Consider the following 14,224-nt stretch of genomic DNA (forward strand, 5'->3'; position numbering starts at 1 on the left):
CTTCATTACTTACTATTTTCTTCTGTTACATAAGCCCACTTGAAACTGTATTCTGGACTAATGTTATGTTTTACAACACCTTTTACGTTTGGTCTCATTACATACGATCTAGCACTTTGGAATAACGGTACAAGTGCTACATCCTCTTCAAGCAACAGTTTTTCTGCCTTCCCTAACTCTCCCCAACGTTTCTTCGCATCTGCCATTAGCTCTGTCTTACCTTGTTTGATGATTTCATCATATTTTGGATTCGAGTAGCTCATTTGGTTTTGAGAATTTGTTGATTCGAACATATCTAGGAATGTCATTGGATCCGCGTAATCTGGGCTCCATCCAGCATATGAGAAATCGTAATCTTGATCAGATTCTAATTTTAACTTTTGTTTGAACGGTTGCATTTTAATATTTACTGTTACACCTTTTAAATTTTTCTCGATTTGGTCTTTTACATATTCTCCAACTTTTTTCGCATTACTTGTATCATAGTTTAAGAACTCTAGTGTCACCTGATCTTTACCAAGTTCTTTTTTCGCTTCTTCCCATGCTGCCGCCGCTTTTTTCGTATCATTCTTTAAGCCGTTTTTAAACTCCTCTTGGAAGTCTTTCCCATCAGGACTTTTTGCTAATCCGTTCGCTACTAAGTAATCTGCAGGTTTAGAACCATCATTTAAAATTACATTTGCCAAATCCTTTTTATTAATTGACAATGCAATGGCTTCACGCAATTTTTTGCTCTTTAATGGTGTATCTTGACCACCGCGCTTTTGATTTAAACGTAAGAAGAATGTGCCTGGTTCAGAATATACACCAAACTCTTCTTTGTTATTTCTATATTTATCAACAAACTCTCCACTTAATAAAGTAAAGTCAATCTCACCACTATCATATAGATTTACACGAGTTGCCATATCTTTAACAACACTGTAGTTAACTTCATCTAACTTCACAGTCTTTTTATCCCAATAACTATCATTTTTCTTCAGTTTCCATCCTTGCTCATGTTTCCAATCAGTTAGAACAAACGGTCCATTATAAACTGTAGTATCGGATTCTAAACCGTATTTCTCTCCTTTTTCTTTTACGAACTTTTCATTTAGTGGATAATACGATACAAATGCCGTTAAGTTCAAGAAATATGGAGTTGCTCTTTCTAGCTCAACTTCAAGTGTATAATCATCTACGGCTTTTGCACCTAGTGTAGATACTTCTGCTTTTCCTTGATTAATCGCTTCTGCATTTTTAATGTAATATGCAATAAACGCATACTCTGCAGCTGTCTTTGGATCTACTAACCTTTGCCATGCATACACGAAGTCTTTCGCTGTTACTGGATCACCGTTTGACCATTTTGCATCTTTACGAAGTTTGAATGTATATTTTTTACCATCCTCACTTTTTGTGCTGGATTCAGCTGCAGCTGGGATTGGCTTATTATCTTTATCAAGGCGATATAATCCTTCCATTGTATTCCCTAAGATTTGAGAACCAAGTGTATCCGTATTTTTAGAAGTATCCATCGTTGGAATTTCGTTTGTTTCTGTACGATTTAATACTTGCTTTGCTGCATATTTAATATCAGATTTCTTATCTTCGCCACTACTAGAAGACGTATTAGTTTTCTTATCCCCACCTGATCCCGAGCATGCTGTTAATGCCATACTCATTGCTAAAACTGGTGCTACAACCGCTGTAAATTTTTTCATCTTTTTCTTTTTCACTTTTTGTACCCTCCCTAAATTATATGTACGATGCCACTCTTGAGAGATTTCCTGATGTCTATTTTGTTATCAGAAAATTCTTATTAATTAATATTCTACTATTTTTTCTAAGTTTGTAAAGTTATTTTTAAAAATTCAGAAAATTTTTTCTATAATAATGATTCCTTTTTTAATAGTACAATTACAAGATTCTCCCCATCTACTATATGAACCCTGGGATCATCTTATTCGTCTCTCTTTTTTCGAATTCTATATTTAACCTTCTTTCCCCTTATATAACCGATATAAATTTAATAATTCCCTTCAACTCTTTATCAATTTGAGATTATATTATCTTAAAAATTTATAAATAGTACTTTTATTGCATAGTTTATACATCGTGATTTTTTTTAGTAATAAAACAATTAATAAAGTACAACTTTAATCAGTGTGGATTTTCTTCATCTCCCACTGATTATCCCCATGAAAAAGCATCTCCAAAAATAGTTTATCTACCTTTGGAAATGCTTTTCTAATTCAACATTATTTTTTGTCTTCCTCAGTTACATAAGCCCACTTAAAGCTATATTCTGGACTGATATTATGTTTTACAATTCCTTTTACGTTTGGTTTCATTGCATACGCACTGCCTCTTTGATATAACGGCACCATCGCTACATCTTCTTCAAGCAATAGTTTTTCTGCTTTTCCTAACTCTTCCCAACGTTTCTTCGCATCAGACATTAATTCATTCCCAGCCTTTTTAACCATTTCATCATATTTGGGGTTTGAATAGCTCATTTGGTTATAAGGGCTCTTCGTTTCAAACATATCGATAAATGTCATCGGATCCGCATAGTCTGGGCTCCAACCTGCGTAAGAGATTTCATAGTCTTGCGCTGATTCTAGTTTTAACTTTTGTTTAAACGGCTGGATTTTCGTATTAATTGTTACACCTTTTAAGTTTTTCTCAATTTGGTCTTTTACATAATCAGCAACTTTTTTCGCTGTTCCATCATCATAACTTAACAATTCTATTGTCACTTGGTCTTTCCCCAGCTCTTTTTTCGCTTCTTCCCATGCTGCGGCTGCTTTTTTCGTGTCTTGCTTTAAACCGTTTTTAAATGTTTCTGTGAAATCTTTACCGTCTGGACCACTTGCTAGTCCTTTTGGTACTAATTGATCTGTTGCTTTGGAGCCGTTGTTTAAGATAACATTTGCTAAACCTTTTTTATCAATTGATAATGCAATTGCTTCACGTAACTTTTTACTTTTCAGCGGCGTATCTTGACCTCCACGTTTTTCATTTAAACGTAAGAAGAAAGTGCTTGATTCTGCATACTCACCATACTCATCTTTCTTCGGTTTATATTTATCAACAAACTCACCTGATAATAATGTAAAGTCAATTGCGTTAGTATCATATAAGTTCACTTTTGTAGCTACGTCTTTTACAACACTATAATTAATTTCTTCTAGTTTCACACTCTTTTTATCCCAATACTTATCATTTTTCTTCAATTTCCAACCTTGTTCATGCTTCCACTCAGACATTACGAATGGTCCATTATATACAACTGTATCCGCCTCTAAACCGTATTTCTCTCCTTTTTCTTTCACAAACTTTTCATTTAACGGGTAATACGATGGAAATGCTGTTAAATTTAAAAAGTATGGAACTGGTTTTTCTAATTCCACTTCAAGGGTATAATCATCAACTGCTTTAGCACCTAATGTAGATAGCTCTGCTTCTCCTTTATTAATCGCTTCTGCATTTTTAATATAGTAAGCAATAAACGCATATTCAGAAGCTGTGTTTTTATCAAGTAAGCGCTGCCATGCAAACACGAAATCTTTCGCTGTTACTGGATCACCGTTTGACCATTTTGCATCTTTACGAAGCTTAAACGTATATTTTTTACCATCTTCACTTTTCGTGCTGGATTCAGCTGCAGCTGGGATTGGTTTATTATCTTTATCAAGGCGATATAACCCTTCCATCGTGTTCCCTAAAATTTGCGAACCAAGTGTATCTGTTGATTTTGAAGTATCCATTGTTGGAATTTCCTGATTTTCTGTACGATTTAATACTTGTTTTGCCGCATATTTAATATCCGATTTCTTCTCTTCACCACTATTAGACGTTGTACTTGTCTTCTTATCTCCACCTGATCCCGAGCATGCCGATAATGCCATACTCATTGCTAAAACTGGCGCTACAACCGCCGTTAGCTTCTTAATCTTTTTCTTTTTCATTTGTATACCCTCCCTAATTTTATGTACGATAATACCTCTCTATTTTTCTGATATATTTATATTATCAGAAAATTCTTATTAATTAATATTCTACTGTTTTTTTATGTTTTGTAAAGTTATTTTTTGAAATTCCAGAAAATACTTTCTACTATAATAACGATGTGCTTTCGTTACACTAATTTGCAAGAAATTACCATTCACTATATGAGAAAAGTATATTTCTTATTCTTTATATATATGCCTTCTAGTGACGAAAGCCTCTATAAGTAAGATTCACTACATAGAAAAAAGCACCTCTAAAAGTAGACACCCTACCTTTAGAAATGCTTTTATCTTCATTACTTACTATTTTCTTCTGTTACGTAAGCCCACTTGAAGCTATATTCTGGACTGATGTTATGTTTTACAACACCTTTTACGTTTGGTTTCATTACATATGATCTAGCATTCTGATGTAATGGTACAAGCGCTACATCTTCTTCAAGCAACAGTTTTTCTGCCTTCCCTAACTCTTCCCAACGTTTCTTCGCATCTGCCATTAACTCTGTTTTTCCTTTTTTGATGATTTCATCATATTTCGGATTTGAGTAACCCATTTGGTTTTGAGAGTTTGTTGATTCGAACATATCTAAATATGTCATTGGATCCGCATAGTCTGGGCTCCAACCACCATATGAGAAGTCATAATCTTGTTCAGATTCTAACTTTAACTTTTGTTTGAACGGTTGCATTTTAATATTTACTGTTACACCTTTTAAGTTTTTCTCAACTTGGTCTTTTACATATTCTCCAACTTTTTTCGCATTACTTGTATCATAGTTTAAGAACTCTAGTGTCACTTGATCTTTACCAAGTTCTTTCTTCGCTTCTTCCCATGCTGCCGCTGCTTTTTTCGTATCATGTTTCAGACCATTTTTAAACGTTTCTTGGAAATCTTTACCGTCAGGGCCGTTTGCTAATCCTTTTGGTACTAAGTAGTCAGCAGGCTTAGAACCATCATTTAAGATTACATTTGCTAAATCTTTTTTATTAATTGACAACGCAATTGCTTCACGTAATTTCTTGCTCTTTAATGGTGTATCTTGACCACCGCGTTTTTGGTTTAAGCGTAAGTAGAACGTACTTGGTTCAGAATATACACCAAACTCTTCTTTGTTATTTCTATATTTATCAACAAACTCTCCACTTAATAAAGTAAAGTCAATCTCACCACTATCATATAGATTTACACGAGTTGCCATGTCTTTAACAACACTGTAGTTAATCTCATCTAACTTCACATTCTTTTTATCCCAATAACTATCATTTTTCTTCAGTTTCCATCCTTGCTCATGTTTCCAATCAGTTAGAACAAACGGTCCATTATAAACCACTGTATCAGATTCTAAGCCGAATTTCTCTCCTTTTTCCTTTACAAACTTTTCATTTAATGGGTAGTACGATGGGAATGCTGTTAAGTTTAAGAAATACGGAACTGCGTTTTCTAGTTCAACTTCAAGTGTGTAATCATCTATCGCTTTTGCACCTAGTGTAGATACTTCCGCTTTCCCTTTATTAATTGCTTCTGCATTTTTAATATAGTATGCAATAAACGCATACTCTGCAGCTGTCTTTGGATCTAACAAACGTTGCCACGCATACACGAAGTCTTTCGCTGTTACTGGATCACCGTTTGACCATTTTGCATCTTTACGAAGTTTAAATGTATATTTTTTGCCATCTTCACTTTTCGTGCTGGATTCAGCTGCAGCTGGGATTGGCTTATTATCTTTATCAAGGCGATATAATCCTTCCATTGTATTCCCTAAGATTTGAGAACCAAGAGTATCTGTACTTTTGGAAGTATCCATCGTTGGAATTTCGTTTGTTTCTGTACGATTCAGTACTTGTTTTGCTGCTAATTTAGCATCAGATTTACTATCACTTCCGCTTGAATTCGTACTTGTTTTTTTGTCTCCACCTGTAGAACATGCCGTTAATGCCATACTCATTGCTAAAACTGGTGCTACGACTGCTGTTAGTTTTTTCATCTTTTTCTTTTTCACTTTTGTACCCTCCCTAATTTCTTGTACGTTTCTAGATTAAGAAATTTCTGATAATTCTGTTTTTCTTTATATTCTTATCAAAAGATTTCTATTAACTATTATTCTACTAATTTTTTGTTTTTTGTAAAGTATTATTATTAAAAATTTTATAAAAATTATTTTATTGCACTAATATTCATAAACATGCCACTACGTTGATATAGCATTTTTTTGTATTCCTACATGCATTTGATTTTTCTTCTATTTATTCCAATTGTAAAGAAAACTCTTCTGAATTATTGTTAATAAATAATGTATAATTCTAGCAAATCCTTTCTTAACAAAATATAAAAGCAGACATTTATAATTATCTGCTTTACTAAAAAATTTTTATATTGTGTGCTATACTTCTTAACCCTCTTCACCTTCTTTTTTAATTTGCTGTTCACTTAATTCAAGATGGCTTTGAAGTTTATTGCTAAGTTCTCTTAAACTCTTTGTGTCTGGATTATAATAATATACTCGTTCACCATTCGGACCATTTGGTAAATATAGATCATCTCCGGTTAATTGTATTTTCTCAATTGAAGCATTTAAACCATATTTGTAAAACGACAGCATATCAGCCAAAGCTAAGTTTGTCTTAAAATCACCGTCTACAGCATCAATCATTTTTCCTATTTTTGTAACAGACCCTACGCTTTTTAATTTTTTTAAGATTGCTTCAATGACGAGCTGCTGACGCAGTCCTCTCATTGCATCACTATCAATATGCCGCGTTCTTGCAAGAGCGAGTGCTTGTTCACCAGTTAATGTTTGTATTCCTTTTTTCAAATGGATAGCATCAGGCTCATCTTTACTATTTTGTTCAGAAAACTCAATCGGAACATCTATTTCAATGCCACCCAAATCATCAACAATTTTTATAAACGAATTGAAATTGAATTTCACAAAATAATCAACCGGTACATGTAATAATTTTTCTACTGCTTCAACAGAAGCTTGTGGTCCTCCATCCTTTCCATTCTTTACAAAACCTCTTCCATATGCATGAGTTATTTTATCCTTTTTCTTTTCAATTGGAACATATGTATATGTATCACGTGGTATACTAATTAATTTGACTGTTTTATCATCTTTATTAAAAGTCGCTAGTAATAATGCATCTGTATGAAACGAACCATTGTATTCTTTTTGACGCTCCTTATTTTCATCAATACCCATAATTAAGAGAGAAACATTATTGGTTATTGGCTTTACAACTTCCTCACGTAAGTCAGATTTCTCACCACGCGCTAGGCTGAGAGATGCTTTTTGCACTGCATTTGAAGCTTTATTGTATAGGTACGCACCGTATCCAACGCCACTAGCTAACAAGATCCCTAAAAATATGCCTATCACTCTTCTTTTTTTAGATTTTTTCTTATTCTTTTTTTCACGTGAAAGTACACTCTTCTCCACATTATTTCCCCCGATTCTTATTATTCTATACAAATTAAAAACTGACAAAATGACAAATTCCTTATTTACTCAATACATTTTTCAACTTTTCGTATGAAGATACATCTTTTTGATATACGTTTTCATTTATTCTTTTATTTATTTGTATCTTTTCTGTAGTAATAGAATACTGAATCATCCCTTTATCGAAACTAAGAAAATTTAGCATGATTCCCGTATTTTTTTCAACAATCATTTCAAATTCCCCCTGTAAATCTTCTGATGTACTAACAGGCATCTCTATATTTATAACGCCCTCTATTTTGTAACAATCTAATCCAAGATACTTTATTTCTTTGAAATTCCAATCTTTATATCTAATTAACAAATCTGCAAACTCAGATTGAATACTGTATGTAGCGAATCCGACATATTCACCGTCATATCGTTTCTTCTCTCCTACTTTATTAAAGACCCTTTCGGTAGGAGTTAATTTTAGTAATTCTTTGTTTTTTGGTTCAGGCTTCCAATCCACTTCTTTATAAGTAGCATCTTTATCATTAAATTCCTGTCTTTTTCCATTGTTATATAAAATCGTCATTTTCTTTGATTGCCGATCCTCTTTAGAAGAAATTCCCCTCTTATTCTCTGTATCAATTGCATATTTGTAAGTAGTAATAAGATGAGATGAACTCGTATATTCTTCAAATTGGCCTGTTACATTTTTAAAATAATCAATTGAATCTAGCATTTTTTGATGAATCTTTTCTTTTTCAGGATAATTCACGTTAGATTTTGTTTCTTCTTCATTTTCATAATCTGAAAATGCTTTTTTCGTTACATATTCAAATACCCCACCTTTTTGTGCGAAACTTTGCACAGAAAATTCAAGCATAGAAACGAGTGATAATACCATTATTGCCGCACTAACAGCCATAATTTGAACTCTATAAGATTTATTTTGAACAGGAATATTATGTAACGTATCACTAATTTTCTGATTCAAATGCTCTGGTAACAATGTCTTTTCTTTTTCTATTCGCTTTTTCAGCTTTTCATCAAACAGTTTGTCTCTATCCATCGTATTAGCACCCCCTATTCCATTTTTAATTGCTCCTGTAGTTGTTCCCTCGCTCTCGACAATCTTGATTTAACTGTACCTTTTGGGATTTCTAATAATGTTGCAATATTTTCTTGATTCATATCCTCGTAATAATACAACACTGTTACAGCTCTTAATTCTTCATTTAAGGACTGAATTGCATTATGCAAGTCTAGATCTTCGTAATCGTCAAACGATATCATCTGATAATCACTCTCTTCCATTACGATTACTTTTTTATGCGACCGAATTATTTCATTACAATGATTAATTAAAATTCGTATTAACCATGTTTGAAAAAACTCCTCATTTTTAAGTTTTTTTATATTTTCATACGCTTTCAAAATTGTTGTTTGCATCGCATCTTCTATATCAACTTCATCATGTAGCATTGCTTTTGCAATACGATAAAGCTTAACTTTATGTGTATGTATTAAGGAAACAAATGCTTCATGATTACCTTTTTTAGCTAAAGAAACATCCGTCTCTTCTTTCACCATAGTTTTATATAACGGTAGTACTTTCACTGTTTGTCCTCCTGTTTTATTTCTCTCAATAAAACTTTACACTTATTAGACGGTTTAGTGCGATAAAAGGTTCATTTTTTTCTTAATTTTCTAGAAATAAAAAAGATAGTTAATTCCTTTATGAACTAACTATCTTTTCAACCATATTCATCTACAGCGGCAAGTCTCTCTTCTTGAACAACACAATCGCTACTGCAAAGATACAAATAGCACCGCAAGTTAACCCAATACTCACCGGCCATATGTTATATGTTCCTGCCACAATTTCTTCTGGACGGAACAGTGAGAATAATGATATATTTCTCATCCATTCTAGCTTATCACTTAATTTCCCCACCATATTTAATACATAAAATAAAATGGTTAGACTTGCTGAATAGCTAAGAGCTTTTCTTTCATCATTACATAGACAAGAAAATAAAAATGAATAGGCACTGACTACCAAAAATACAAGTCCCCCTACTAAATTCATCTTGAAAAATAATTCTTGATTTAGATTATTGTCTTTTAAGAACCACTCTGCTCCTAATACACCAGCTCCGTACGTAGCAAGTGTAATAATCAGTAATCCAAGAATAAGAACTACTGCTTGTGTTATTGCAATCTTCACTCTAGATACAGGTGTTGCTAGTAAATACGCCATCGCTCCTTTATCTACATAATGAGCTATTAAGTGCGTCGCAACTGTTACACTAAAAACCGTCAAAATGATAATAAACAACATGCCATAGTATTCACCCGCTAAGAACTCACTTACATTTTGAATCGGAGTTTCCATACCAACTATTTTTTTCACACTCTCTGGCATAGCACCTATCAGTTCATTTAACCCTTTTGCTGATACGAGTGATGGGAATATCCAAATTAACAACCATAAATAAAGAGCCGCACCAATCGAATAACTCCATATACTTTTTGAATTTTCTTTAAAGCTAGCTAAAAACAGCTGTTTATTCATGGTTTGCACCCTCTTTCGCATCATAATAATGCATAAATAAATGTTCCAAATCCATAGCTCTCGTTTGAAGTGCTTTTACATTATACTGTGCAAGTATTTGTAATACTTCCTGATAATTCCCCTGCACAATAACGGATGCTGTATTCCCCTTCACTGCTTCAAATTGCAAATTTTTCTTTTGTAAAGACCGCATTTCCTCTTGAGAGGACACTGTTACATCCATTACCTGTCTTCTCATCCCCTGTAAATCATGAATATTTTCCACTGTTACAAGACGTCCTTCTTTAATAATCGCTACTCGGTCACATGTCCGCTCGATTTCTGTGAAAATATGTGACGACATAAGGATTGTCTTTCCTTTTTGTTTTTCTTCTAGTATTAAATCAATAAAAGTTTGTTGCATAAGTGGGTCTAATCCTGATGTTGGTTCATCTAGAATTAACACCTCTGGATCATGCATAAATGCAGCAACAATGCCTACCTTTTGTTTCATCCCTTTAGACATTTTTCGAATCGGTGTTTTCACATCAAATTGTAATTTTTCAATAAGCTCATCACGTCGTTTTGTTTCTTTCAATCCTCGCATACCTTGCATTAGTTTTAAAAATTCTAATCCATTCATTCCTTCTGTAAAAGAAATTTCTCCTGGCAAATAACCAACTTCTCTTTGGATTTTCGCAGCCTCATTCCAGCAATCTAATCCAAAAATTTCTGCATGACCAGCTGTTGGTTTGATAAATCCCATTAAATTACGAATCGTCGTTGATTTCCCTGCACCATTCGGTCCTAGGTAACCGAAAACTTCACCTTCTTTTACTTGAAAAGTAATATCAAATAACCCTTTTCCATTTGAAAATTGCTTTGTGATATTTTGGACTGAAATCATTATCCCACCTCATTTTTTGAAATATTTAACTATTTATATTTCAAAATCATTGTACTCCTCTCCAATTATATTAGCAATAATTTTTTGAAATTTTTATAAGCCTATATTTCAAAATTATTGTCTTCATCTTTATTTTCTTGTATATTTTAGGTGAGGTGATTGTATTGAACGGGTTTGAAAAAGTGAAAGAAAAGAAAAAACGCGCCATTAAAGACGCGGCATTGTTATTATTTTCAGAACGTGGATTTAACGAGGTAAAAATAGAGGATATTGCAAAAAAAGCGAAAGTATCCCAAGTGACGATTTATAACCATTTTGGGAGTAAAGACGCTCTTTTTAGAGAACTTATTCAAGAATTTGCGACTACTGAATTCCAATACTATAAAGAGCTAGCATCCGAAAACAGGCCTTTCCATGAAATACTGCATAAAATGATTGTTAGAAAAATGGAAAGCGGCGGATTATTTCATCCTGACATGTTGTTGCAAGTGATCCAAAGAGATTCAGAGCTTCGCGAATTTATATATCGTTATCAAAATGAAACCGTCCTGCCTTGGTTTTTAGAGATATTAGAACATGCACAACGTAACAATGAAATTAATCCCAATCTTTCAAAAGAAATGATGTTACTATACATTCAAATGTTCAGTAAATTAGGTGATGACTACGGGCCTCAATTATTGGAAGGAGATCGCGAAAAACATATTCAAGATATTGTTACGATGTTTTTTTATGGGCTTTCTAATCCTGAAAATAATATTTAGAAAAATTAGGCATACAATTCAAAGACTCGGTTCACATCATACTATAAATAAAAAAGACACGATTTCGTGTCTTTTTTATTTATAGTAAAATCACCTTGCCTGTTGTACTACTTTCAATTGCATATTCGATTAATCGAATCACTTGTAAACCGTCTTCAGCTGTTACAGGAGGTTGCACACCATTTACTATACTATCTCGAATTCCTTTATAATACATTTCATAGCATCCCACTTCTGTTGGAATGCGTTTTTCTTCCTCTTCTGTTTCTAAAACAGTAAAATTACTTTCACTATCTTCTCCATATCCATTGTCACCTGGCTTCATACCAGCTTTTAATTGGTCTTCTTGTGAATCCATACCATATTTTACAATCGAACCTTTATCCCCATGAACATTGAAATGAGGTCCCGCATGTTTCACATAACTACTACTGTGTAAAATGACACGCATGCTTCCATAATGAAGTGCAATATGGAAGTAATCATCCGTTTCTGCTCCAGGCCGTTGTCTCACTACATCTGCACTAATGGCATCTGGTTTTCCAAACAAATGTAATGCTTGGTCAATTAAATGCGATCCTAAATCATATAAAATCCCTGAACCTGGTAAATTCTTTTCACGCCAGCGATCACGTACATGAGGACGGAAACGATCAAAATGTGCTTCATATGTATACACATTCCCAATTTGTTTTTCCTCAATCAATTTCTTTATTGTTAAGAAATCATTATCAAAGCGGCGATTATGATACACACTAACAACTACATCATGCTCTTTCGCCAATCTAATAAGCTCTTCTGCTTCTTCAACTGAAACAACAAACGGTTTTTCTACAACGACATGTTTACCATGCACAATAGCTTCTTTTACAAATGGAAAATGCGTTGTATTTGGTGACGTAATGACAACAAGGTCAATGTCATCTCTTGTCACTAATTCATCAATATTACTAACAACCTGCACATTCGGTAACGCTTGTTTCACTATATCTTCTTTTGAAGATACAATCGCACGAATATCATATTCATCAATCGTTTGTAATAAAGGGATGTGAAATGTAGTACTAGAAAATCCAAATCCAACAATCCCTACTCCTATTTTTTTCATATATTCCTCCATATTTGAGAACGATTTCATAGTTATTATATCAAGTTTTATTTTATTTACATAACCATTTGCTCATTCTTAGATTGATACAAATGAAGGAAAACTTTAATCAGTAGGGTTTTATTCATAACCCGCTGATTATTAGCTCTTACCGATCCGGATTTTATAAGCAGTTGAGTCCCACCTAATTCCTTTGCTTTTACTGAGTTTTGAAGTGGTGATCTTACTGCCCACGCATAGCGGGAGAAAAATATAGAAGATAAGGAAAATTGTCCTCATTGCCATCAAGCTAAGAAAACTATTGTCCGCCCTAAGCACTAACTCTTTACATTTATCTCATCTTATTTACTTTATTCTTCTATAAGATTTTATAAACACAAAATTTTCTCAATATACAAAACAAAAACATAATTTATAATAACTCTTGAGCTAATCATTTTACAATTACTCATATTCTATTTTCTAAAAGCCTTTATTACATGATTTTCATCTCTTAAACAAGGAAGGTTGAAGTTATGAGCAATACAAAAAAACTAGAATACATATTGTTTAGTAGCTGGTGTGTTTCTTTTATTGCAACCATCGGGAGTTTATATCTATCTGAAATAATGAAATATGAGCCCTGTACATTATGCTGGTACCAACGTATTCTCATGTATCCACTAGTTCTTTTACTAGGGACGGCTATTATACGGAAAGATTATAGGATTGGGATTTACAGTTTGGTTCTCGCTATCATTGGTGCATGTATAGCTGCTTATCACTATTCCCTTCAAAAAATCCCATTTTTATCTGAAAACGGAACATCATGTGGGAGAATACCTTGCACAGGTGATTATTTAAATTGGTTCGGATTTATTACAATCCCATTTCTCGCTCTAATAGCCTTTCTTATCATTATTATTTGTGGCTTTATTCTTATTAAAGTAAGCAAGGAGAGAAACAGTATATGAAAAAAATGCTTTTTTTCATGATTACTATTTTATCAATATTTACACTTATTTTTATTCTAACCAATAAAGGAACAAAAAGTGAAAAAACCACAAGTACTGAAAAGGTAGATTATTATAAAAATCAAATTACCCCCGAACAATTGCAACAAGATCTATCAAATCACAAAACAAAAGTAGTTTATTTTTACAAAACGACCTGTCCGCATTGCCAAAAGATTTCACCAATTGTAGTTCCTATGGCAAAAAATATGAATATCGATATGCAAGTTTTGAATCTAGAAGAGTATAAACAAGGTTGGACTATGTTTCAGATAAAAGGAACACCTACAATTATTTCTTACAAAGATGGAAAGGAAATGAATCGTATATTAGGAGAACAACCTTTACAAACGTTTCAAACATGGTTTGAAAACAACAAATAAGAATTTTTGTTTTACCAAAAACACTATTTTTTCAAACTAGTAACTAGAGTATTGATAAAGAAACAAACATTAGCTTTATTTTTAAAC

Annotated in this window: 12 protein-coding genes; 3 read left to right on the forward strand and 9 right to left on the reverse strand. The window is 33.1% G+C overall.

All coding sequences use genetic code 11. From position 1 onward, the window contains the following. Positions 1-5: 5 nt before the first annotated feature. From QRY57_RS17565 to QRY57_RS17600, 8 genes are all read right to left on the reverse strand, one after another. Positions 6-1,703, reverse strand: a complete 1,698-nt coding sequence (locus QRY57_RS17565; protein ID WP_286017901.1) for a peptide ABC transporter substrate-binding protein — start codon at positions 1,701-1,703, stop codon at positions 6-8. Between the two features lie 537 nt (positions 1,704-2,240). After that, positions 2,241-3,953: a peptide ABC transporter substrate-binding protein gene (locus tag QRY57_RS17570; RefSeq protein ID WP_286015734.1), complete on the reverse strand. Its 1,713-nt coding sequence runs from the start codon at positions 3,951-3,953 to the stop codon at positions 2,241-2,243. Positions 3,954-4,291: 338 nt separating this feature from the next. Beyond that, positions 4,292-5,998 (reverse strand): peptide ABC transporter substrate-binding protein, encoded by a 1,707-nt coding sequence (locus QRY57_RS17575; protein ID WP_286015735.1) that lies wholly within the window; start codon positions 5,996-5,998, stop codon positions 4,292-4,294. Between the two features lie 390 nt (positions 5,999-6,388). Continuing rightward, positions 6,389-7,438: an LCP family protein gene (locus tag QRY57_RS17580; protein ID WP_208018558.1), complete on the reverse strand. Its 1,050-nt coding sequence runs from the start codon at positions 7,436-7,438 to the stop codon at positions 6,389-6,391. A gap of 61 nt (positions 7,439-7,499) precedes the next feature. Then, a complete protein-coding gene (locus QRY57_RS17585; protein WP_286015736.1) occupies positions 7,500-8,498 on the reverse strand; it encodes an anti-sigma factor in 999 nt (332 codons plus the stop codon). 14 nt (positions 8,499-8,512) lie between these two features. Then, a complete protein-coding gene (locus tag QRY57_RS17590; protein WP_208018560.1) occupies positions 8,513-9,046 on the reverse strand; it encodes a sigma-70 family RNA polymerase sigma factor in 534 nt (177 codons plus the stop codon). Between the two features lie 151 nt (positions 9,047-9,197). Continuing rightward, the gene (locus QRY57_RS17595) at positions 9,198-10,004 is read right to left on the reverse strand and encodes an ABC transporter permease subunit (RefSeq protein WP_286015737.1); all 807 of its coding nucleotides are present in this window, start codon (positions 10,002-10,004) and stop codon (positions 9,198-9,200) included. Then, positions 9,997-10,890 (reverse strand): ABC transporter ATP-binding protein, encoded by an 894-nt coding sequence (locus tag QRY57_RS17600; RefSeq protein ID WP_286015738.1) that lies wholly within the window; start codon positions 10,888-10,890, stop codon positions 9,997-9,999. Before QRY57_RS17600 ends, QRY57_RS17595 begins: the two co-directional genes overlap by 8 nt. Positions 10,891-11,027: 137 nt before the next feature. Here QRY57_RS17600 and QRY57_RS17605 point away from each other — a divergent pair, with 137 nt between their 5' ends. Continuing rightward, the gene (locus tag QRY57_RS17605) at positions 11,028-11,654 is read left to right on the forward strand and encodes a TetR/AcrR family transcriptional regulator (RefSeq protein WP_081811004.1); all 627 of its coding nucleotides are present in this window, start codon (positions 11,028-11,030) and stop codon (positions 11,652-11,654) included. A 79-nt stretch (positions 11,655-11,733) separates the two neighbouring features. Here the strand turns inward: QRY57_RS17605 and QRY57_RS17610 are convergent, their stop codons facing one another. Then, positions 11,734-12,762 (reverse strand): oxidoreductase, encoded by a 1,029-nt coding sequence (locus QRY57_RS17610; protein ID WP_286015739.1) that lies wholly within the window; start codon positions 12,760-12,762, stop codon positions 11,734-11,736. Between the two features lie 515 nt (positions 12,763-13,277). Here QRY57_RS17610 and QRY57_RS17615 point away from each other — a divergent pair. Continuing rightward, positions 13,278-13,715 (forward strand): disulfide oxidoreductase, encoded by a 438-nt coding sequence (locus tag QRY57_RS17615; protein WP_098303131.1) that lies wholly within the window; start codon positions 13,278-13,280, stop codon positions 13,713-13,715. Next, positions 13,712-14,137 carry a thioredoxin family protein gene (locus QRY57_RS17620; RefSeq protein ID WP_090691774.1) on the forward strand — a complete coding sequence of 142 codons (426 nt, stop codon included), beginning with the start codon at positions 13,712-13,714 and terminating at the stop codon, positions 14,135-14,137. Before QRY57_RS17615 ends, QRY57_RS17620 begins: the two co-directional genes overlap by 4 nt. Positions 14,138-14,224 lie beyond the last annotated feature (87 nt).

The sequence above is a fragment of the Bacillus arachidis genome, assembly GCF_030285945.1.
GTDB lineage: Bacteria > Bacillota > Bacilli > Bacillales > Bacillaceae_G > Bacillus_A > Bacillus_A arachidis.